We start from the raw sequence: 22,546 nt of genomic DNA on the forward strand, positions 1-22,546 counted from the left end.
CGAACGCGCGCCCCGAGCTCGATCGGGACGAGGACGACATGGGAGAGGGGACCCAAGTGCTATCTAAAGCCAGCGGGCGGCCTGAGAGTGACTAACGGCGACTGGGCACCCACCAGGCGCCTACACCACTGCCCAGGTACCTGAACCTTGTCAGAGGGTAGCAATACTGTTGCCAGGTGTTCCGCCCGGACCTGGAGACCTTCACGTGCCAGTACGTCACCATGGGCGTGGCCGTGACCTGGACCAGACTGCCAGGCGGCCTAGCGGGCTGCTACCACCACGACTTACGCACCATCCTCCTGGGCCGCTGCTTGGAGGACTGGCAGGCAGCCCCGGTCCTCCTGCACGAGATGGCCCACGCGGCGGCAGGGCGCGACGGCCACCAGGACCCCGCCACGTCGCGGCCCGTACCAACCGCGCCGTCGCCCGCCGACTCCTCACCCCTAGCCAGTACGCGGCCGCCGAGAACGCCGTCGGGCCCAGTATCGGCGCCCTCGGCGTCGAGCTCGACGTCCCCACCTGGATCGTGGCTGACTTCCGAGCCACCCTGCGCTGACTACTTGGCTGGCTTCGCCTTACCCAGCGAGCGAGGCCTCGAGGGGCTCCGCACCTGGTTGGTGTGGAGCCCCTCCTCGTGCTCACCGTGACTCGATGACCCGGTCGGCGATCCAGCGTGCCATGTCATCGAACGCGATGGTGTGTTCGACTACCGCAAGAACAAACCGTTCCGCCTCATCGGCTGGTGTGTCCTGCACGTCTAACCCTGATCGGCGCAAGAAGTACAGCATGCACATCCAGGCGACACGCTTGTTGCCGTCGGCGAAAGCGTGAGCCTGATTGATGCCCTGGAGCAGCGCCGCCGCGCGTCGCGCGATCACTGTCTCGATGGGTGCCCCGTCGAAGGTGGCGTACGGGCGGCCGCACGCTCCGCGCAACTTGCCCTCGTCGAGCACGCGGTGACTCGCACCGCACGCGCGGCGGTTGATCTTGATTGCGAACTCGACGAGATCCTGCTCGCCGTCAGTCCTCACGAAGCGAGACGCTCGAGCAGGTCGGCCCAGCGGGTCTCCTCCTGCTCCAACCAGCCGTCGGGGATCTCCTCCCAGCGGGACTCCTGCACCACTGCGGGCACGATGGTTGCCTTCCCCGGCTGTGAGAAGTAGCGCATCATCGACTCGACGCTGATCGGATCATTCCCTCTGGCATCGTCGGCGCGGTTACCCCAGACGTCGGCCCACGGACCCTCCTGGTGAGTGAGGTCAACAAGTTCCCTGGCCGTGCAGCCACGGTACCGATCAACTACCGCTCGGATGAGAGCGCGCTGACCGTCCGTCAGGATGCCGGTGTTGGCCTGAGCGATCCCGCTGCCCTGGCGGTGGGTCAACTCGTCGTAGACAGGCCGGTACACGGGCCCGTGCCGCCAGGCCTCAGGCGTCTCACGGAACATCGACTTGCCTGTCTGCGCAAGGTAGGAGCCCTGAACGAAGTAGAGGAGCTTCTGCACACGAGTCTTCATCGTGTAGTAGGGGTCGAGCTCCCTGATGTACTTGGCGGCGGCAAGCAGCTCGGCAGACGCAGGCACCGTAGCGCTGAACGGCGTGTTCGCGATAGTCATCGCAGTCCCCCCTCTCCTGTCGCGCAGCAAGTGGTGTGTCCACCATCGCTTCCTCAATGGTACGGGTGCAGCGGGTGCCGCGAACAGGGGAAAAAGCGTGATTCGTGCGCGATCTTCTCATCAGATGCATGCACCTCAGTGAGCTCATCTGGCACGGTCGAGCATGGCGGACGTGGCACTGGAGGGAACCGGTTCACCTGGGTCGTACCCCTCCTACGTCACCGCGCCGGTAGCGGCGCCTTACCCTGCGAGTGCGGCCTCGAGAGCGCGAAGGGAGCGCTCCTGGAAGGCAGGGAGGCGCGCCAGGCACCGGAGGGTGTCGCGGTAGATGGATCCCTCGCCCCTGCCTCTGGCCATCGTGTCGCCCCTCCGTCTCCCGGCATCCGATGGCAGCCATACCGGCAGCCATACCGGCAGCCATCCGGTTCGGGATACAGAGGATATAGCGTGCGCTAGCGTCAGTTGAGACAGCTAGGGGCGGTGCCACCTTTCGTCAGCACCGCCCCGTTTCCGCGTTATTCCAACCGGTACCCCCTGTGGGGCTCGAACCCACGACCTTCGGATTAAAAGTCCGCAGCTCTGACCAACTGAGCTAAGGGGGCGTGCCGCCGAGGCGGCGAGCCCAAGCATAACCACACCGGCCCTCCTCCGCCTCCCCGCCGGGCCTGGCCGCACCGTCGCCTGACCTTCCGCCCTGTCCCTCTGCCCCCACCCGCCACGCTGCCGGGCCTGGCCGCACCGCCGCCTGCCGTCCGCCTCTCGCCTCCACCCCCCCCGTACTCCTTGGCTCAAGGCATCAGCCCGCCCCCACAGCCCCCTTCCCGCCTCCCCGCTGGGCGGCGGTCCGTCCCCCGCCCGTCCCCGCCCGTTCCCGTCAGCCCCCACCGCACCCCGCCCTGCCACGAGCCCGCAAGCCGCGCTTTAATAGCGGTATGCGTCAGTTCCACCGTCCCGCCCGCCTGGACCCAGAGGTCGCGGAGTCCATCGAGGGCGCGGCCGACGTCGCCGCCACCTCCGAGCTCGCCCACCGCACCGCCCAGCTCCTGGTCGGTGCAGACGCCCCCAGCCACGCCCCCGCTACCGGCGAGGAGCCGCTGGCCATTACGCGCGCAGGCGTCGTCGCCGTCGCCGCCCAAGGGGTAGACGAGGTGGCCGAGCTGTGGGCCGACTCCCCGGCAGGCACCCTCCCAGGCACCCTGTGGCGGCTGTTCCTGCTGCGCGAGTGGATCCGCCGCGACCTCGACCTCGTCTCCCGCCGCTACGCCACCGTCGTGGACCTCAGCGGGCAGCAGGAGGATGCCCCCGAGCTCGCCCGCCTGCACACCGCTCTGACCGAGGCCCGCCGCGCCCCCGCCCCCGAGCAGGTGCGCACGCAGATCGACACCGTCCTGCGCGGCCAGTCCCAAGGGGTGCAGGCCCTCGCCCCCGTCTGCCTGCTCGCCGCCGGCTTCCTGCGGGCCCTCGCCACAGGCTCCCAGGACACCTGGATCGACGACGACGCCGACGACCTGGCCGACCACGTCACCCGCCGCGACTCCGCACTGCGCAGCACCGCCCAGGAGCTCGCCGACGCCGCCCACCGCGCGCAGGCCGGGACCCTCAGCTAGCCGCCCCGCCCGGTGCGGCCGCTCCTGACGCGGCTAGTCCCGTGCAGGACGCCTGCCACGGCCCCCGACGCGCTTTCGCCGCAGCCAAGGTGTCCTGATAGCGGCTCGCTCCCCCAAACTCCGCCGGTACATGCCACGATTGGCGCATGAGGACTCCTGCCGCCAACGACGCCGCCCCCAACCCTCCCGACACGCCCGGTTCCGCCGGAGCCGACTCCGCCCAGCCCCCGGTAGCCGGAGACTGGGTAGGGGCCTACAGGCGCGCGGCAGAGCAGGTCCGTGCCCCCCGCCCGGCGGAGACGTCCCCTCAAAGCACCCCGCAGGCGCCCCAGACGGATGACGCCCCCACCGCAGCCGACGTAGACACCGGCGCGCAGGCCACCGCCCAGGACCGTCCAGAGGCGACGCCGCCCGCCCCGCAGCCTGGCAGCGCAGAGCCTTCCCCGGCGCCTGTTCCCACCCACGGCCTGGTGGTTGAGGTCCCCGTCCAGACGGACGACCTGGACGCCGTCGCCGCCGGGGCCGGGGTGCTCACCGACCTGAACGCCCCGCAGCCGACTGCGGAGACCGCGCCCGCTCCGGCCCCCGCTGGCGAGGAGGGCCAGGAGCTTCCTACTGCCCAGGAACCGCCTGCAGCCCCGGAGACGCCTGCCGCCCAGGACCTTCCCGCCGCCCCGGAGTCGTCTGCCCCGCTCCCGCCCCACGGGCTCCCTGACCTGGCGGAGCTGGGGGAGGAGCACGTGCTGGAGTCCTTTGACCCGCGTGACTTCGCGGACGACTCCGGCCCCCAGTACGAGGACGAGGACTTTGCCGAGCCCCAGGACGAGCCCGCCCCGGAGGCAGGTCCCTTATCGTCCGTCCGGGACACGGCCCTCAGCGCCACGCCTGCGGACCTGCACCCGCGCCCCGTCCTGCCGCCGAACGGCCTGGATGACGACACCTTCAACCCACGCCTGGCCTTCGCGGGCGGCGGCGCGCTGATCGTCCCGGGGCGCCCCGTGGTGTTCAGCCGGGCCGGGGCCCTGGCCCAGCTCACCGCCGCGGACGGGGCCGCCAGCATCGACGAGGTCCTGGCCGTCGCCGAGGTAGCACACCCCCCGGTGGGCGCCGCCCTGTACGCCTCCCCGGACCCGGCTGCCACCGCCAGGACCCTGGACAGCCACGGCCTCCCCCCGCAGACGCCGCCCGCCAGCAGCGAGACCGTCCCGGCAGGTGAGGACGGCGTCGCCAGTGGCTCCGGCCCCAGCACCGGCGACAGCACCTCCACCACCCCGGAGTCCAGTCCCACGGCAGGTGAGGGTCCCGCCGTCGCCACGGAACCGGTCGCTGCTGAGACGGACCCGGCGGCCGCCCCGCGGGAGTCCGTGCAGGACCAGGCAGCCAGCCCCAGCCCGGCGGTCAGCAGTCCGGCAGACGCAGCCAGCGAGAAGGCCACCGACGGCCTGGCCCCCGCTGAGAACGACGCTGCCGGGAGCCGCACCGACGCCGTCGCCCCCGCGGTCGAGGTCACCGACCCGGAGGCTGACCTGCCGCCCCTGAGCGACTTCAAGGACCGCTTCGCCGACCGTGAGCTGACCTGGATGGACTTCAACGAGCGGGTCCTGGAGCAGGCTGAGGACCCGGACCTGCCGCTGCTGGAGCGGGCCTGGTTCGCCGCGATCTTCTCCTCCAACCTGGACGAGTTCTACATGGTGCGCGTAGCCGGGCTGAAGCGGCGCATCGCCGCAGGCATCACCCCGGTGCGCGCCTCCGGGCTCGACGGGCACCAGGTGCTGGCCCTCCTGACCGAGCGGGCCCAGGCTCTCACCGCCCGCCACGCCCGCCTGGTGCGTGACGACATCCGCCCCGCCCTGGCAGGACACGGCATCCATATCCTCAGCTGGCAGGACCTGGACGAGGAGCAGCACCACCGCCTGTCCCGCTACTTCCGCAACCAGATCTTCCCTGTCCTCACGCCGCTGGCCGTGGACCCCTCACACCCCTTCCCCTACATCTCCGGGCTCTCCCTGAACCTGGCGGTGCTCCTGCGCAACCCGCGCAGCGGCAAGGAGCACTTCGCCCGGGTCAAGGTGCCCGCCTCCCTGCCCCGCCTGGTGCCGGTGCCTGGACGCGACCAGTCCAACGGCGCCGACAAGGCATACGACAAGGGCTACGACAAGGGCACGGTGCTCATCCCGCTGGAGGCGGTGATCGCCGAGCACCTGGACCACCTGTTCCCCGGCATGGACGTGATCGAGCACCACACCTTCCGCGTCACCCGCAACGAGAACCTGGAGGTGGAGGAGGACGACGCCGAGAACCTCCTCAAGGCCATGGAGAAGGAGCTGGAGCGACGCCGTTTCGGGGCGGTGGTCCGCGTGGAGGTGGAGGACACCATCAGCCCCTTCGTGCGCCGCTACCTGGTGCGCGCCCTGGGCCTGAACGACTCCGACGTCTTCGCCCTGCCCGCCCCGCTGGACCTGCGCTGCCTGAACATCCTGCACGACCTGGACGTGCCCGCCCTGAAGTACCCCCGCTTCGTGCCGGTCACCCCCAAGGGCCTGGCCGCCCACGAGTCCTCCACCCCCGGTGACATCTTTGCCGAGGTGCGCAAGCACGAGGTCCTGCTGCACCACCCCTACGACTCCTTCTCCACCTCCGTGCAGGAGTTCATCTCCCAGGCCGCCGCCGACCCCGCCGTCCTGGCCATCAAGCAGACCCTGTACCGCACCAGCGGGGACTCCCCGATCGTGGACGCCCTGATCGAGGCCGCCGAGGCAGGTAAGCAGGTGGTGGCGATCGTGGAGATCAAGGCCCGTTTCGACGAGGAGAACAACATCGGCTGGGCGCGCAAGCTGGAGCGCGCCGGCGTGCACGTCGTCTACGGCATGGTGGGCCTCAAGACCCACTGCAAGCTCAGCCTGGTGGTGCGCCAGGAGAATGACGGGCTGCGCCGCTACTGCCACGTGGGCACCGGCAACTACCACCCCAAGACGGCGCGCGGCTACGAGGACCTGGGGCTGCTGACCGCCGACCGCGACGTCGCCCAGGACCTGACCACCCTGTTCAACCAGCTCTCCGGCTACGCCCCCCGCGCCCGCTTCCGGCGCCTGCTGGTGGCCCCCCGCTCCCTGCGCCGGGGCCTGCTGGAGCTGATCGAGCAGGAGATCGCCAACAAGCTGGCGGGCAAGGACGCCTGGGTGCGGATCAAGGTCAACTCCATCGTGGACGAGCGCGTGATCGACGCCCTGTACCGGGCCAGCCGGGCGGGGGTGCCCGTGGACATCGTGGTGCGCGGCATCTGCGGCATCCGGGCCGGGGTGCCGGGGCTCAGCGAGAACATCCGGGTGCGCTCTATCCTGGGCCGCTACCTGGAGCACTCCCGCGTCTACGCCTTCTGCAACGACGGCGACACCACCTTGTACATCGGCTCCGCTGACCTGATGCACCGCAACCTGGACCGGCGGGTGGAGGCCCTGGTGCGTATCACCGACCCCACCATGCTCCAGGAGCTGGAGTGGCTGGTCACCCACAGCGCCTCCGACGCCGTCTCCTCCTGGCACCTGCAGCCTGACGGCTCCTGGAAGCGGGTCCACCGTGACTCCCAGGGGCAGCCCCTGGAGGACATCCAGGCGACCCTCATGGCTCAGGCCCGCGCCCGCGTCGCTGGCAGCCACTGAGGTGGGCGACGGCGCGCGGGCTGGGCGTGAGGGGGCGGTGTCCGGTGGTTGTGAAGGGGCGGTGCGGGCTCCTCGCGAGGAGCTGGTGCTAGGCGGTCCTGAGGGTGTAGCGCTGGTAGGGCGTGAGGGATCGGTGCCCGGCGGTTGTGAGGAGGCGGTGCGGGCTCCTCGTGAGGAGTTGGTGCTGGCCGCCGGGGCCCTGGTCTGGCGGCAGACCGGGGCGGGGCTGGAGGTGCTGCTCGTGCACCGGCCCCGCTACCAGGACTGGTCCTTCCCCAAGGGCAAGCTGGACCCCGGGGAGTCCCTGCGCGGCTGCGCCGTCCGGGAGGTCGCCGAGGAGACCGGTGCGCAGATAGTCCTGGGGCGGCCCCTGGGTACCCTCCGCTACCCGCTGGCTGACGGGCGCCTCAAGGCGGTCAGCTACTGGGCCGCCCAGGAGGTACCTCCGGGGCACCCGGCCTGGCGGGCGCAGCGGGCCGTCAAGCCAGCCTCTCCCAAGGAGATCGACGGCGTCGCCTGGGTGGGGGCGGCGCAGGCCCGTCAGCGCCTCACCCACCGCCTGGACCAAGAGCTGCTGGACCAGCTGGTGGGACTGTGGGAGGGTGCCCAGCTGGCCACCCGCACCCTGGTGCTGCTGCGGCACGCGCGAGCGGTCAAGCGCTCCACCTGGAACCGCCCCGAGAACGGGGTGGGGGAGGAGCTGGAGCGCAGCCGCCCGTTGACCGCGACCGGGAAGCAGCGGGCGGACGCCGTCGTGCCGGAGCTGGCGGCCTACGGCGTGACCCAGGTGGTGACCAGCCCCTGGCGGCGCTGCCTGGACACGGTCCGCCCGTACCTGGAGGCGGCTGGGCTGGAGGCGACGACGGCGGACTGCCTGACCGAGCGAGCCCACGCCCAGGACGCCGCGGCGGTGCGGGACTTCCTGGAGAGGCTGCTGGCTGGGAGCAGTCATAGTCCCGGTGCGGGGGCGACGGCGCGCGACGACCTGCAGGACGCCGTGGTGGGATGTGGCCCGGGACCTGGTGCGGGGGCGACGGCGCGCGACGACTTGCAGGACGTCGTGGTGGGATGTGGCCCGGAACCCGGTGCGGGGGTGACGGTGGTGTGCCTGCACCGGCCGACCCTGCCTACCGTGCTGACGATGGTGGCGGAGCACGCGACGGCGGCGGTGGCGGAGGCCCTGCCAGACGCGGACCCGTGGCTGAAGACCGGCGAGCTGCTGGTGCTGCACCTGGCCGAGACTGCTGGCTGCCCGGAGCGGGGCAGCGAGGGCAGGGAGGCTCTGACGCCGGGGGGCCTGGAAACGGTCGGACAAGAATCGCGTGGTCGGGTGCAGGTGGTTGCTATCGAGCAGCACCACCCCCCTCTCGCGAGACCGGGACATATGTACCGCGAGACCGGGACATATGGCCCACGAGACCGGTAAGGGTGACCTAAGTAGTGGCTCATAAGGACGTCTCGCTGGGGTGTCTTCGGCTGGTTCGTGACCGAAGGGGACGGTGCGTCACTGAAGCGGCTCTTCCCTCTTGAGACAACACAGAATGTCCCGGTCTCGTGGGCGGCATCTCCCACGCGGGCCACAAGCGCCTCAAGCGATCCATGTTCACCTACCCCTCGCCTCCACTTGTGCATTTCGGCGCGAGTGGTGCGGTATTTCGGCACAACTCGCGCCGAAATGCACAAGTCGGGGGCACGCCCCGCCTTGGGTTCCGCCGTCGCCCCCAGGCCAGCCCCGCCGTCGCCCCCAGGCCAGCCCCGCCGTCGCCCCCAGGCCAGCCCCGCCGTCGCCCCCAGGCCAGCCCCGCCGTCGCCCCCAGGCCAGCCCCGCCGTCGCCCCCAGGCCAGCCCCGCCGTCGCCCCTGCGTCAGGGCTGTCGCGGTGCTGCGCCCCACCGCCTTCCGCCGCCTTAGAAGTACCCGGCCCGCCGTCGTTCCTGCTTGGTCATGAGCGCCAGAACCGGCCTCTCCTCACAAAGCGTCACCGGCAGGAACTCCCGCAGCGCCTCCACCAGCTCCGCCCCCTGCTGGACCTCGGCCGGTGAGGAGTGCAGCAGCCGTACCCCCGCAGCCTCGATCTCCAGGTCCCGGTCCGTGATCCGCTCCAGGGCCAGCGCACGGTCCCCCACGAGCTTGACCTCGCCGTCGGTCTCGTGCCCCCGGCGCGCCTCCCACCAGCCGTTGTCCACGTACCGGGTGCCGGCGCCGGTGCGCACCGGCATCTGCGGCTCAGGCGCGCGGATCCCCGACACCAGGCACAGTCGGCGCACCTCGGTCTCCCACACCGACTGGCTCCACGGCGTCGCCGCAGCCACCACGGCGCGCGCCTGCCGCACACCCCGTTGCCGCGGGCGCTCGGAGAGACGCTCCAGCAGGCACTGGCGGAAGCCGTGAGCCAAGGCATTCACCTGCTCCCGCCGGTCCCAGGGACGGCTGCCAGCCCCCGCTGCCACCGCAAAGAGCGAGTCGACGACGGCGAGCGCGCGCTCCGGCGTCAGGAACCGGGCGCAGTCCTCCGTGGTGCGCAGCAGGGAGGTGACGCGGCAGCCCTCCAGCTCAACGACGTCCTGCGCAGCGAGCTCGTAGGTGTGGCGGACGAGCGGCCGGGCGCTCAGCGCCAGCCTGCGGTCGAGCGGACCCAGGGCCCGGGAGGCGGTCCGTTCGGGCGCACCGCGTCGGCGCCGCAGGCCGTTGGGGTGCCAGTCGACCACCAGGTCCACGGTGGCTGGCTCGTAGAGGGTGCGGCCGCCGTGCATGATCGCGGCGGCTTCCCAGGCGACGACGCCGTCGAGCTGCTGGTTGCCGACGGCGGCCACGAGGGCGTCACGGATCCACTGGTGGCGCTGGTGGGTGGGGGCGTCGACGTCGTGGGGCGCGTAGACGTCCCGGCGGATACGCCGGAGCGTGCCAGCCTGTGTGCGGTGGCGGAGCTCGGAGCGGCTGCGTGGTCTTTGTGGGGCGGGGTGTGTGAGTGCGGTCATGCACCAACGGTGGCGCATTTTTTGGGGCTGCTGGGTAAGGGGTGATTTCTGTGGATAACCCTGTGGAGTACCGGTCTCGTGAGCCATATGTCCCGGTCTCGCGGTACCGATGTCCCGGTCTCGCGAGAGATGGGAGGAGGCAGGGGGACGTCGGGTCGGAGAGCGCCAGTCGGCGCGAATGCCGCTCGTGGCGGCTTTTTTTGGAGCCCGGGGCCCGTCACGACCCGACGCCGTCCCCAAGTGTAAGGCCTGCCGAGCCGTCCGCGCGCCCCAGGTGGCCGAGCCCTCAGACAGGTGGAGCCTCAGCCTGACAGCCTGCCTGCCAGGCGCCAGCCGCCCTAGCCCGCCACGATCGCCTCAGGCACCGGGGGCGTCCAGACGGTAGCCGACGTTGCGCACCGTACCGATCAGGTTGTGCTCCATCTCCAGCTTGGCGCGCAGCCGCCGGATGTGCACGTCCACCGTGCGGGCCCCGCCGATGTAGTTATCTCCCCACACCTCGTCCAGCAGGGTCTCACGGGTGAGCACGTGCCCCTGGTGCTGCACCATGTACTTGAGGAGCTCGAACTCCTTGTAGGTCAGGTCGATCACCTGCCCGCGCAGGCGTGCCGTGTAGGCGTGCACGTCGATCACCAGGTCCCCGACCTCCAGGTGGTCCGCATTGGGGGCCGACGGCGGGGTCGTCACGGCAGGACGCAGCAGGCGCAGCCGCGCCGCCAGCTCGGCGGGGCCCGCACCGGACATGATGAAGTCCGCTGCCCCCCAGTCCAGCTGCACCGCCGCGGCCCCGCCGTCGTCGAGCACCAGCAGGATCGGGGGGCACTCGATCGGGCCTGTCAGCAGCTGGCACAGGGCGCGGGCTCGGGCCAGGTCGCGGCGGGCGTCCACCATCACCACGTCGGCGCTCTCGATAGCGGCGTAGGAGGAAGGAGCCGGGGGCAGGCACTGCACGGGGGAGTCCAGGAAGGAGGAGGCTGGCAGGACCGTGGCGGCGTCCGTGTCCCGGGTGAGCATGATGATGCGCACAGCCGCTCCTTCTCCCGTCCTCACGGTTCCCGGACCAGTCAACCACAACCCACGCCCTCAGGTATGCGACCATGCGGCATGTGGACACTAAGCAGCCGCCCTTCGCCGAGCCGGAGCCGAGCCCCTGGAACCGCTCTGCCAGCACCCGCCCAGCCGCCAACGGTGAGGCAGGTGAGGCCGCTGGCAAGCCTGAGAGCCGGCGGGCCGCGGTCCGGCCTGCAGGGCGGGCCGGCGCTGGGGACTCAGGCAAGGCCGCAGCCAAGGCGGCTCCCCGGTCGGTCAGCGCCCAGGACCACGGTACGCGGCGGGGTGCGGTGCGGGCTCCCGAGCCGGGGATCGTGGACCCGGCCTGGACCCGGCTGGCCTTCGCTGGCGTGACGCCGGTGCTGCTGGCGGTCACCTCCGCCCTGCCCGGCCTGGTGCGCTCCGGGCTGGTGCTGCTGCTGGTGCTGCTGGCGGCGCAGGGCTGGTCCGCGCTCACCCGCACCCGCCACGACCTGCGCTCGGTGGCGCTGATCGCCGGGACCGGGACGGTGGCCGTGGTGGCGGTGTCCGCCTCAGGCGACTTTGGCCTGGCGGGCCTGGTTATGGCGCTGTCGGTGCTGATGGCCTTCGTGGCGCAGATGACCCGCGGGGACGGGCGCGAGGAGCTGGTGGAGGACCTGTCCGCGAACGTGACCGGCTGCCTGGTGGTGGTGCTGGGCACGGGCTGGTGCGCCTTGGCGGAGGGGGTGGCTGACCCGTCGGTGATCGTGCCTTGTGCCGTGTCGCTGCTGCTGGGGGCGCTGCTGACGCTGCTGGAGGTGCGGGCCCTGGTGCTGGAGACCCTGACCGTGGTGGTGCCGACGATCGCGGCTGCGCTTATGGGGGGCGTGCTGGCCGTCACGGGTTTCTTCGGGCCTGCGCACGTGGCCCCGGCGGAGGCCATGCAGACCGCTGCCGCCTGCCTGGTGGTGGGCTTCACGGCGGGGGTGCTGATGGCGGCGGCGAACCGTATCCTCTGGACGCACCGCTGGGTTCCTGGGGGGCGGGCGGCTATAGCCAGCGCGGTGGTGCCGGTGCTGGTAACGGGGGCCCCGGCCTACGCGATCGCCCGGCTGATGGGCTCCTTTATCGCTGGCTGAGCCGCTGGTACGCGCCGCCCGACGGCGGTGAGGTGCAGAGGCGGCTGGGTGAGCGGCGGCGGGCGACGTCGTCGTTGCGTGTGCGGGCAGGTGCAGGGGGCACTGGTTCGTGTCAGTGCCTGTAGATAGCCTGAGGGCATGGCCTTCACCTTTGACACGGACCTGCCCCCGGAGATCTACCCCTTCGCCTGGCTGCTAGGCACCTGGCGCGGCTACGGCATCCTCACCTACGGGGATACCGTGCCGGAGCAGGCGGTGTACCAGGAGATGGTCTTTGACCATGACGGCGGCCCCTACATGCGGCAGACCACCACTATCTGGACGGTGGACGCCACCCGCTCGGAGAACCTGGACTTTGAGATGCCGGGTCTGGAGGGGGCCAGCAGGCTGGCACGCGCCCAGGTCTGGTCCACGGAGACCTGCTACTGGCGTCCGGTCGGCCAGCAGCAGCCTGACGCCGACGACGCCGACCCCAGGACCCCCGTAACCTCCTTGGAGCTGGTCTCCACCGACCCGGCCGGGCACGTGGCCGTGTGGGAGGGCTGGATCCAGGGGCCGCGCGCGCAGGTGGGTACCCAGGCGGTGGGGCGCACCCGTACCTCGGCGGAGGTGCGGGAGATGACCCGCATGTTCGGGCTCGTGGGCGGGGACCTCATGTGGACCCAGGACCTGGCGGCCTTCGGCAACCAGGAGCTGAGCACCTACGCCTCGGGCCGGCTGGGGCGGGTGGAGGACCCCCAGTCCGGTGCGGGCTCCACCCCTGGGGCCTGAGATGAGACCTTCTGCGCTGCTGAGCTGGCCCGGGGCGGTCGCCTTCCCGGGGGACGAGGGGCAGACGGCGCCGCCAGGTGACGGCCTGGAGGGGGCGTCGGCGGACGGCCTCTCCCATCCTGAGGGTGCCGCGCCGCACCACGGGCCGGGGGTGACGCCGCAGCCGTTCGCGGGGGCTGCTGAGGCTCGGGGGCTGGCTCCGGCCTTACAGGAGGCTCGGCCTGGCGGGCCGTCGGCGGGGGCTGCCGCACCGTTGCTGGTGGATGCGACCGTGCCCGCCCACTACGGCTCACCTACCCGCGAGCAGGTCGCCCTGCTGGAGGGGCGGGCGGTGACAGCCCTGGCCAGCGACGTCGTCGAGGTCACGGGGCCGGACCGCCTCAGCTGGCTGACCACCTTGAGCAGCCAGCTGCATACGGGGCTCGGGCCGCAGCACCCGGGCGTGGAGGCGCTGGTCCTGGACGCCCAGGGGCACGTGGCTCACGCCTACGCGGCGATCGACGACGGCGCCGCCACCTACCTGCTCACCGACGCCGGGCGCGGGCCGGGGCTGGCCCAGTTCCTGGACTCCATGCGCTTCATGCTGCGCGTACAGGTGCAGGTGCGTGAGGACCTGGCCGTGCTGGGGGTGATGGGCCCTGGGCGTGAGCTCCTGGAGGCTGCGGCCGCCGGTGCCAGGGCGCTTGTGGGGACCTGGCACGACCCGTGGCCGGGGGTGGTAGAGGGTGGCACTGCCTACGACGTCGGCCTGGCTGCGGAGGGCAGGCCCTTCAGGCACCCGGGTGCAGGCTGGGCGGCCTGGTGGATGCTGGTGCGGGCCGAGTCGCTGCTGGAGGTCGTGAAGCGTTTCCTGAGCGGGGCTGTGGGTGGCGCGCTCCCAAGCGCTGCGGCGGGGGCTGTGCCTGCAGCTGGTGTGGCTGGTTCCCCGGGTGGCCTGGGGGCGGTGGGGGCGGCCGCAGGTGCTGTGCCAGGCTCCCGGTTCGGCCGGTGCCTGGCCGGGGCTATGGCCTGGGAGGCCCTGCGGGTGGAGGCGGGACGCCCTCGTCTGGTGCGGGAGGCTGATGAGCGCAGCATCCCCAACGAGCTGGACTGGCTGCGGACCGCCGTGCACCTCTCCAAGGGCTGCTACCCGGGCCAGGAGACGGTGGCCCGCACCCTGAACCTCGGGCGCCCGCCCCGCCGCCTGACCATCCTGCAGCTTGACGGCCTGAGCGGCGACCTGCCGCAGCCGGGGGCGGTCGTGCGCCTGGGGGACCGGCCGGTGGGACGTGTCACCAGCGTGGCCTGGCACCACGAGCTCGGGCCGATCGCCTTGGCGCTCCTGCGCCGGAGCACGCCCCTGGAGGCGGCGCTGCTGGTAGACGTCGAAGGGCCGGAGCCCGACCCGGCTGCCGCTGCGGCAGGCGCACGGGTGGCGGCGGCCCAGGAGCCGCTCGTCACCCCCGAAGGCAAGGCCCGGGTCTCCCCGGAGCGGCGTCCTGGCGAGGGCCTGCGGCCTGTTGGTGGGCAGCGCCCCGGCCTCCTGCGCTGAGCCTGCGCTGAGCCTGCGCTGAGCAGGGCCGCCCCGCCGTCTGTGGGATGGCGCGGGCTGGAGGCCGTGGAAGGGGGCGCTATATGCCCACGCGCCCCGCTCGGGTCTATTACGGGTCGTGTTCTATGACTGCACGACACTGGGTGGGCTCAACAGGTCGTTGCAACACTGGTTCCGTGGAGTGATCGTAGTTGTTCCTCGAAGTACCTCTGCTGGGGTCCTCCAGCCCGAGGTACTGCGGGTCGTGTTGCTGAGGGTGCGGGAGACGGCTTCAAGGTCGGCGGCGCTCCAGCGGGACAGGTCAGTGCCCTTGGGCAATTACTGGCGCAGCAGCCTGTTGGTGCTCTCGTTGCTGGGGTCCTGGGTCCCTGGGGCCCGGTCTGCTGGGTGTTGACCCGCAGTGGTGCCAACGGCCAGGGCAGATAGAGTGGGCGGGTGAGCATCCTCAACCTGATTGCGTACTGGGTGGCCCGGACGGTGGGGTACCTCTGGCTGGGCGCCAACCTGATCGCCCTGGGGCTGGGCCTGTGGGCCGTGGTAGACGCCGCGCAGCGGCCGGCTGAGCACTTCATTGCCGCAGGCAAGCGCACCAAGGGCTTCTGGCTGGCAGTCACGGCGGTGAGTGTGGCGGTGGTCGTGCTCACGGGCTTTGGCTCGATGTTCGGGGTCATTGGCTGTGTGGCCTCCGCCGTCTACCTCACGGACGTCCGACCGGCCTTGCAGCAGTTCGCGCCGGTCAAGGTGCGCGGCTCTGTCCGTCCCTTCAACCGCGGCGGCCAGTCCCGCCCTGACGAGCGCGACTGGCGGCGCTGATGCGTGCCGTCCTGCAGCGTGTGAACCGGGCTGCCGTGCTGGTTGACGGCGAGGTGGTCGGCCAGATCACGCGCCCGGGCCTGCTGGCGCTAGTGGGGGCGACCCACGACGACGGCCCCGCCCAGGTGGAGACGGTGGCCCGCAAGATCGCGGAGCTGCGGCTCTTTGACGGGCCCGGCCCGGACGGCGACCAGCCGGGCCATGAGGTCTCGGTGTCCGACCTCGGTGCCCCCGTGCTGGTGGTCTCCCAGTTCACCCTGTACGCGGACGTGCGCAAAGGCCGCCGCCCCTCCTGGAACCAGGCGGCCCCAGGGCCCGTGGCTGAGCCTCTGGTGGAGGCGGTGGTCGCCGCGCTGCGCCAGCGGGGCGTGGAGGTGGCGACGGGTCGTTTCGGCGCCGACATGCGCATAGACATGGAGGCCGACGGGCCGGTGACGATCCTGGTGGAGGTCTGAGGGCTGGTGTGTGGTCAGTGGCGCGGAGGCCGACGGTGGGGTGTTGTGGCCGACGGGCCGGTGACGATCCTGGTGGAAGCCTGACCGCATGAGACCTTCACTGCCGCCGCCGCCCGCCTGGTCCGGGCCGCGCGGCCGGTGGCCCGGCTGATGACGCACGGGATGCTCCACGGCCTACGCCGTCGCACCCGGGCTTGAGCCACCCAGGCTCAACCTTGACTCACGCCCACTGCGAACAGCGGCATGGCCGAAACACCGCCCCGGTTAGCCTAGGCAGCACGTGCTTAGCGGGTGCCTGGGCTCCCCAAGAGCCCTCCCCACCCGCCCCACGGACCCCACGTGCCGAGGAGAATCCAGTGTTTGAACGCTTTACGGACCGCGCCCGCCGAGTAGTCGTCCTGGCCCAGGACGAGGCGCGCGCGCTGAGCCACAACTACATCGGCACGGAGCACCTCCTGCTTGGCCTCATCCACGAGGGGGAGGGTGTGGCCGCCAAGGCCCTGGAGTCCATGGACATCTCCCTGGACGCCACCCGCGCCCAGGTCATCGAGATCATTGGTGAGGGCCAGTCCGCCCCCACCGGCCACATCCCCTTCACCCCGCGCGCCAAGAAGGTGCTGGAGCTCTCCCTGCGGGAGGCCCTCCAGCTATCCCACAACTACATCGGCACGGAGCACATCCTGCTGGGCCTGCTGCGCGAGGGGGAGGGCGTGGCCGCCCAGGTGCTCACCAACCTGGGGGCGGACCTCTCCGGCGTGCGCCAGACCGTCATGCAGATGCTCTCCGGCTACGAGGGTAAGGAGACGGTCAACGCGGGTGGCCCGTCCAAGGAGGGCACTCCCTCCGGCTCCGCGATCCTGGACCAGTTCGGCCGCAACCTGACCGCCGCCGCCCGCGAGGGCAAGCTGGACCCCGTCATCGGCCGTTTCGAGGAGCGGGAGCGGGTCATGCAGATCCTCTCCCGGCGCACCAAGAACAACCCGGTGCTGATCGGTGAGCCCGGCGTGGGCAAGACCGCCGTCGTCGAGGGGCTGGCGCAGGCGATCGTGCACGGTGACGTCCCCGAGACGCTGCGTGACAAGCACCTGTACTCCCTGGACATGGGCTCCCTGGTGGCGGGATCCCGCTACCGTGGTGACTTTGAGGAGCGCCTCAAGAAGGTGCTCAAGGAGGTGCGCACCCGCGGAGACATCGTCCTGTTCATTGACGAGATCCACACCCTGGTGGGGGCGGGGGCCGCTGAGGGCGCGGTTGACGCTGCCAGCATCCTCAAGCCCATGCTGGCCCGTGGGGAGCTGCAGACCATTGGTGCCACCACCCTGGAGGAGTACCGCAAGATCGAGAAGGACGCCGCCCTGGAGCGCCGCTTCCAGCCGGTGACCGTGGACCAGCCCACCATCGAGGAGACCATCGCGATCCTCAAGGGGCTGCGGGACCGCTACGAGGCCTTCCACCGGGTGGTCATCACCGACGAGGCCATTGAGGCCGCCGCCAAGCTCGCGGACCGCTACGTCAACGACCGCTTCCTGCCGGACAAGGCCATCGACCTGGTGGACGAGGCCGGGGCCCGCCTGCGTATCCGCCGCATGACCGCCCCGCCTGAGCTGCGGGAGATCGACGACCAGATCGCCGCCGTCAAGCGCGAGAAGGAGTCCGCGATCGACGACCAGGACTTTGAGCGCGCCGCCGCCCTGCGGGACGACGAGCACCGCCTGGCCGAGAAGCGCGCTGCCAAGGAGAAGGCCTGGAAGTCCGGGGACCTGGACCAGGTGGCCGAGGTGGACGAGAACCTGATCGCCGAGGTGCTGGCCATGAGCACCGGCATCCCGGTGGTCAAGCTGACCGAGGCGGAGTCCGCCAAGCTGCTCAACATGGAGGCGGAGCTGCACAAGCGGATCATCGGCCAGGACAAGGCTATCGAGGCCCTGTCCAAGTCGATCCGCCGCACCCGCGCGGGCCTGAAGGACCCCAAGCGTCCCGGTGGCTCCTTCATCTTCGCCGGTCCCACGGGTGTGGGCAAGACCGAGCTGGCCAAGGCCCTGGCGGAGTTCCTGTTCGACGACGAGGCCGCGCTGATCCAGATGGACATGTCGGAGTTCGCGGAGAAGCACACGGTCTCGCGGCTCTTTGGGGCGCCCCCCGGCTACGTCGGCTACGACGAGGGCGGCCAGCTGACCGAGAAGGTGCGGCGGCGCCCCTTCTCCGTGGTGCTCTTTGACGAGGTGGAGAAGGCCCACCCGGACATCTTCAACTCGCTGCTGCAGATCCTGGAGGACGGGCACCTGTCTGACGCCCAGGGCCGGGTGGTGGACTTCAAGAACACCGTCATCATCATGACGACGAACCTCGGTTCCAAGGACATCGGCAAGTCCGTGGCCACTGGTTTCCAGTCGACGGAGGCCGGGACCATGGACTACGAGGAGATGAAGAGCCACGTGAACCGTGAGCTCAAGCAGCAGTTCCGCCCCGAGTTCCTCAACCGGGTGGACGAGCTGATCGTCTTCCCGCAGCTGACCAAGCCGGAGGTGCGTCAGATCGTGGACCTGATGATCGCGCGCCTGGACAAGCGCCTGGCGGAGCAGGAGATGACCATCGTCCTGACCGAGGCCGCCAAGGACCTGCTGTCTGAGCGGGGCTTCGACCCGGTGCTGGGGGCCCGCCCGCTGCGCCGTGCGATCCAGCGCGACATCGAGGACGCCCTGAGCGAGAAGATCCTCTTCGGGGAGATCGAGCGTGGCCAGAAGGTCACGGTGGACGCCGTGGGTGAGGGGCTGCTCGGTGAGTTCACCTTCAAGGGTGAGCCCTGGGCCGGGCACGTCAAGGACGAGGACGCGGCGGTGGCGGCGGCTGAGGCGGCGGTCGCGGCCGTGGATGAGGCTCAGGGTGGTACCGCTGGTGACGACGGTGGCCGTGCTGCCGCCGCCGACCCCGTCCCGATCGACGACGCCGCCGCCGTCCGCGAGACCGGGACATATGGCTCGTGAGACCGGTAAGGTCAGCCTAAGTTCCTGTGGATAACGGGGTGCTGGTGCCGCCCGGGACTGGGTTGGTACGGCCGTAGCTGCTGGGGCGCTCCCCGTCCGTGTTTCGCGAGACCGGGACATATGGCTCGCGAGACCGGGACATATGTACCGCGAGACCGGTAAGGGTGGCCTTAGTTGTGGGTAACTCGGTCAGGACTGGGGTCCTGTCGCATGGCATCCGGGGCCTCTGGCTGGTCTATCCGCTGGTCGCACGCACGGCGGCGCGAGCCCGGGGGGTAGGGCTTTTCGTTGCAATTACGCCCAATACCTGGCAACACGCTCCGGCCTGCTGCCTCGTGCGCCCCGGCCAATTGCGCAATGACGACGGCGCTGCACACCTCGCGCCGCCCACCCCACCACCGGGCGCCCGAAAACACTGGAATCCAAACACCAGTCTGGCTCCATGTGCAGCAAGCAGCCGCCGGGCGCCAGCATCCCCGCCCGCCCATGGCCACGTATGCCCTGTCACTACCGCTCGGAACCCCGGTCCCCAGAACGCCCCACCACCACAACGCTAAAGCCGTCGCCAAGGTCAGCGGACAGTCCCGCCACCGGTGCCCGCCAGCCCCCAAGGGTCACCCCAGCTATCCACAGCTAAGGCCACCCTTACCGGTCTCGCGGTACATATGTCCCGGTCTCGCGAGCCATAAGTCCCGGTCTCGCGAGACCGGTAAGGGGGACCTAAGCCAGAGACCTTGCAACTGCCCTGCGGCCACAGAGCCCCTCCCAAGCCGCACCACCGCCGCGACGCTAACCCCACCGTCGGCCTCCGACAGCCCTCACCGCCAGCCCCGCCGTCGGCGCCTGCCATCCCCGTCGGTGTCCGACAGCGCCTCCAGCCCCGCCGTCGGTGTCTGCCATCCCCGTCGGTGTCCGACAGCGCTTCCAGTCCCGCCGTCGGTGTCTGCCATCCCCGTCGGTGTCCGACAGCGTCTCCAACTCCACCAGCCGCCGCCCACCAGCGACCAAACCAGCCCCTTCCTGGGCGCAGACCTTTTGGCGCTAGGACCTCTGTCACATACAGTGGCCCTGTGGGCGCCCAGGCGGCGCCGTCCTGCCTGTTCCAACCAGCCGATGAGCAGAAAGGGGCAACGATGCCCAAGTACGTGTACCGCTTCAGCGAGGGCGACAAGGACCAGAAAGACCTCCTGGGAGGCAAAGGAGCCAACCTGGCTGAGATGACCAAGCTAGGCCTGCCCGTCCCGCCCGGCTTCACCATCACCACCGACGCCTGCCGGGCCTACCTCGCCAGCGGTGCCGTACCAGACGAGCTCAGCGTCCAGGTCACCAAGGCCATGCGTGAGGTGGAGGAGGAGCTGGGGCGCCAGCTCGGCGCGGCCCACGACCCCCTGCTCGTCTCCGTACGCTCCGGCGCGAAGTTCTCCATGCCCGGCATGATGGAGACGGTGCTCAACATCGGCCTCAACGACGTCTCGGTCAAGGGCCTGGCCACCGCCTCCGGCGACGAGCGCTTCGCCTGGGACTCCTACCGCCGCCTGATCCAGATGTTCGGCAAGACCGTGCTGGACATCGACGGCGACCACTTCTCCGACGCCCTGGAGGCCAAGAAGGCCGACCGGGGCGTCTCCATGGACTACGAGATCCCCGTGGAGGCCCTACAGGAGCTGGTGGAGGAGTACAAGGCCATCGTCAAGGAGCACGCGGGCCTCGACTTCCCGCAGGACCCCCGGGCCCAGCTGGACATGGCCACCGAGGCAGTCTTCCGCTCCTGGAACACCGAGCGCGCCCACATCTACCGCCGCCGCGAGAAGATCCCCCACGACCTGGGCACCGCCGTCAACGTGTGCACCATGGTCTTCGGCAACATGGGGCAGAACTCCGGCACCGGCGTGTGCTTCACCCGCGACCCCTCCACCGGCCGCCCCGGCGTCTACGGCGACTACCTGGTAAACGCCCAGGGGGAGGACGTCGTCGCCGGTATCCGCAACACCCTGTCCCTGGCGGACCTGGAGGAGCTGGACAAGACCAGCTACGACGAGCTGCGCACCGCCATGCGCCGCCTGGAGACCCACTACCGGGACCTGTGCGACATCGAGTTCACCATCGAGCGCGGCAAGCTCTGGCTGCTGCAGACCCGCGTGGGCAAGCGCACCGCCGCCGCCGCCTTCCGGGTGGCCACCCAGCTGGTGGACGAGCGCCTCATCACCATGGACGAGGCCCTCACCCGGGTAACCGGTGACCAGCTCACCCAGCTCATGTTCCCGCAGTTCGGCCAGTCCGGCGACCGTGACCTGCTCACCCGCGCCATGCCCGCCTCCCCGGGGGCCGCGGTGGGCCACATCGCCTTCAACAACGAGGAGGCCACCAGCCGCGCCGCCGCAGGCGAGTCCGTGATCCTGGTGCGCCGCGAGACCAACCCGGACGACCTGCCCGGCATGGTGGCCGCCGCCGGCGTGCTCACTGCGCGCGGCGGCAAGACCAGCCACGCCGCCGTCGTCGCCCGCGGCATGGGCAAGACCTGCGTCTGCGGGGCGGACCAGCTGGAGGTCGACGCCGTCGCCAAGACCGTGCGCGTGGCAGGCCGCGAGGAGGTGCTCACCTCCGACTCCGTGATCGCCATCGACGGGCAGACCGGTGAGGTGTTCCTGGGGGAGGTGCCGGTGGTGGACTCCCCGGTCATGACCTACCTGCGCTCCGGGCTGGAGGCCGCGCTCACCGCCGCCACCGACGACGACACCCGCGAGCTGGTAGCCGCCGTGGACCGGCTCATGCAGCACGCCGACGAGCGCCGCCGCCTACGGGTGCGGGCCAACGCGGACACCCCCGAGGACGCCCGCAACGCCATCAGCCGTGGCGCCGAGGGGATCGGGCTGTGCCGCACCGAGCACATGTTCCTGGGGGAGCGCAAGCAGTTCGTCCAGAACCTGATCCTGGCGGGATCCGACGCCGAGCGTGAGGCCGCCCTGGCCGCCCTGCTGCCGCTGCAGAAGGGCGACTTCGTGAGCATGTTCGAGACCATGGACGGCAAGCCCATGACGGTGCGTCTCATTGACCCGCCGCTGCACGAGTTCCTGCCGGACCTGACCGAGCTGAGCGTGCAGGTGGCGGTGGACCGGGAGCGGGGCCAGCTGGACCCCGCCGACGAGGAGCTCCTGGCGGTGGTGCGCAGGAGCCACGAGGCCAACCCGATGCTGGGGCTGCGCGGCGTGCGCCTGCTGCTGACCATGCCGGGGCTGATCGAGCTGCAGGTGCGGGCGATCGCGGAGGCGGCTGTGGAGCGGCTGAAGGCTGGCGGCGACCCCCGCCCGGAGATCATGATCCCGCTGATCGGCAGCGTCCGGGAGCTGCAGATCGCCCGCGAGCGCGCCGAGAAGGTGCTGGCGGAGGTGGGCAAGGAGTCGGGACTGGAGCTGGACTTCCCGATCGGCTGCATGATTGAGCTGCCGCGCGCCGCCGTCACCAGCGCCCACGTGGCGGAGGAGGCGGACTTCTTCTCCTTCGGCACCAACGACCTGACCCAGACCACCTGGGGCTTCTCCCGCGACGACGTGGAGGCCTCCTTCGTGGGGCACTACGTGGATGAGGCGATCTTCGGGTCCTCCCCCTTCGAGTCCATTGACGTCGACGGCGTGGGCGGGATGGTCCGCCTGGGTGTGGAGGGCGGCCGCCGCACCAAGCCGGGCATGAAGATGGGTGTGTGCGGTGAGCACGGTGGTGACCCGGACTCGATCTCCTTCTTCCACCAGGTGGGGCTGACCTACGTGTCCTGCTCGCCGTTCCGGGTGCCGGTGGCGCGCCTGGAGGCTGGGCGGGCGGCGCTCATGCAGGGTGAGGGCTGAGTCGGAGGCTTAGCCAGACTGGCTGGCTTGGTTGGCTGGCTTGGTTGGCTGGGCTGGCTGGCTTGGCTGGAAGCTGAGTCGGCTGGCTGCTGCTAGCGGAGGGGCCTGGGGCGGTTGCGTTCCAGGCCCCTTTGCGTGCTGCGGG

The 22,546-nt window shown here is 70.8% G+C and carries 14 protein-coding genes, 1 tRNA gene and 1 pseudogene; 10 read left to right on the forward strand and 6 right to left on the reverse strand.

The window, feature by feature from the left end; translation table 11 throughout:
- Positions 1-638: 638 nt before the first annotated feature.
- From JG540_RS01660 to JG540_RS01670, 3 genes are all read right to left on the reverse strand, one after another.
- Complete coding sequence (locus JG540_RS01660; protein ID WP_200276358.1) at positions 639-1,031, reverse strand: type II toxin-antitoxin system death-on-curing family toxin; 393 nt, start codon at positions 1,029-1,031, stop codon at positions 639-641.
- Positions 1,028-1,615 (reverse strand): Panacea domain-containing protein, encoded by a 588-nt coding sequence (locus JG540_RS01665; protein WP_200276360.1) that lies wholly within the window; start codon positions 1,613-1,615, stop codon positions 1,028-1,030. Before JG540_RS01665 ends, JG540_RS01660 begins: the two co-directional genes overlap by 4 nt.
- Positions 1,616-2,143: 528 nt before the next feature.
- Positions 2,144-2,217 (reverse strand) — tRNA-Lys (locus JG540_RS01670).
- A gap of 330 nt (positions 2,218-2,547) precedes the next feature.
- Here JG540_RS01670 and JG540_RS01675 point away from each other — a divergent pair.
- The 3 genes from JG540_RS01675 to JG540_RS01685 all read left to right on the forward strand — a co-directional run bounded on the left by JG540_RS01675 (position 2,548) and on the right by JG540_RS01685 (position 8,307).
- Positions 2,548-3,222 (forward strand): hypothetical protein, encoded by a 675-nt coding sequence (locus JG540_RS01675; protein ID WP_200276362.1) that lies wholly within the window; start codon positions 2,548-2,550, stop codon positions 3,220-3,222.
- 1,442 nt (positions 3,223-4,664) lie between these two features.
- The gene (locus JG540_RS01680; protein WP_407648347.1) at positions 4,665-6,881 is read left to right on the forward strand and encodes an RNA degradosome polyphosphate kinase; all 2,217 of its coding nucleotides are present in this window, start codon (positions 4,665-4,667) and stop codon (positions 6,879-6,881) included.
- Between the two features lies 1 nt (position 6,882).
- Complete coding sequence (locus JG540_RS01685) at positions 6,883-8,307, forward strand: NUDIX hydrolase (protein WP_234042857.1); 1,425 nt, start codon at positions 6,883-6,885, stop codon at positions 8,305-8,307.
- A gap of 480 nt (positions 8,308-8,787) precedes the next feature.
- Here JG540_RS01685 and JG540_RS01690 read toward each other — a convergent pair whose 3' ends face one another.
- Together JG540_RS01690 and JG540_RS01695 are read right to left on the reverse strand one after the other, a co-directional pair.
- Positions 8,788-9,858 (reverse strand): hypothetical protein, encoded by a 1,071-nt coding sequence (locus JG540_RS01690; protein WP_200276364.1) that lies wholly within the window; start codon positions 9,856-9,858, stop codon positions 8,788-8,790.
- Between the two features lie 357 nt (positions 9,859-10,215).
- A complete protein-coding gene (locus JG540_RS01695; protein WP_200276366.1) occupies positions 10,216-10,884 on the reverse strand; it encodes a winged helix-turn-helix domain-containing protein in 669 nt (222 codons plus the stop codon).
- An 80-nt stretch (positions 10,885-10,964) separates the two neighbouring features.
- Between JG540_RS01695 and JG540_RS01700 the strand changes: the two genes are divergently transcribed.
- From JG540_RS01700 to ygfZ, 3 genes are all read left to right on the forward strand, one after another.
- The gene (locus tag JG540_RS01700) at positions 10,965-12,008 is read left to right on the forward strand and encodes a tellurium resistance protein TerC (RefSeq protein ID WP_234042858.1); all 1,044 of its coding nucleotides are present in this window, start codon (positions 10,965-10,967) and stop codon (positions 12,006-12,008) included.
- Between the two features lie 138 nt (positions 12,009-12,146).
- Positions 12,147-12,779, forward strand: coding sequence for an FABP family protein (locus tag JG540_RS01705; RefSeq protein WP_200276368.1), 633 nt, complete (start codon positions 12,147-12,149; stop codon positions 12,777-12,779).
- A gap of 1 nt (position 12,780) precedes the next feature.
- Positions 12,781-14,310, forward strand: a complete 1,530-nt coding sequence (gene ygfZ / locus JG540_RS01710) for a CAF17-like 4Fe-4S cluster assembly/insertion protein YgfZ (RefSeq protein ID WP_200276370.1) — start codon at positions 12,781-12,783, stop codon at positions 14,308-14,310.
- Between the two features lie 149 nt (positions 14,311-14,459).
- Here ygfZ and JG540_RS01715 read toward each other — a convergent pair.
- Positions 14,460-14,730 (reverse strand): annotated as a pseudogene (locus JG540_RS01715) (IS30 family transposase); the annotation flags it as partial.
- A gap of 15 nt (positions 14,731-14,745) precedes the next feature.
- On the opposite strand from JG540_RS01715, the gene JG540_RS01720 reads away from it, so the two are divergent.
- The 4 genes from JG540_RS01720 to ppdK all read left to right on the forward strand — a co-directional run bounded on the left by JG540_RS01720 (position 14,746) and on the right by ppdK (position 22,401).
- Entirely contained in the window at positions 14,746-15,123 is a 378-nt protein-coding gene (locus JG540_RS01720) for a DUF2516 family protein (RefSeq protein WP_234042859.1), read from the forward strand.
- On the forward strand, positions 15,123-15,578 hold the full coding sequence (gene dtd, locus JG540_RS01725) for a D-aminoacyl-tRNA deacylase (protein ID WP_200276372.1): 456 nt from the start codon (positions 15,123-15,125) through the stop codon (positions 15,576-15,578). Before JG540_RS01720 ends, dtd begins: the two co-directional genes overlap by 1 nt.
- Positions 15,579-15,934: 356 nt before the next feature.
- Positions 15,935-18,562 (forward strand): ATP-dependent Clp protease ATP-binding subunit, encoded by a 2,628-nt coding sequence (locus tag JG540_RS01730; protein ID WP_234042860.1) that lies wholly within the window; start codon positions 15,935-15,937, stop codon positions 18,560-18,562.
- A 1,133-nt stretch (positions 18,563-19,695) separates the two neighbouring features.
- A complete protein-coding gene (ppdK, locus tag JG540_RS01735; protein ID WP_200276374.1) occupies positions 19,696-22,401 on the forward strand; it encodes a pyruvate, phosphate dikinase in 2,706 nt (901 codons plus the stop codon).
- The last annotated feature ends 145 nt before the right edge of the window (positions 22,402-22,546 follow it).

Source organism: Actinomyces weissii (assembly GCF_016598775.1).
In the GTDB taxonomy this organism is placed as follows: Bacteria; Actinomycetota; Actinomycetes; order Actinomycetales; family Actinomycetaceae; genus Actinomyces; species Actinomyces weissii.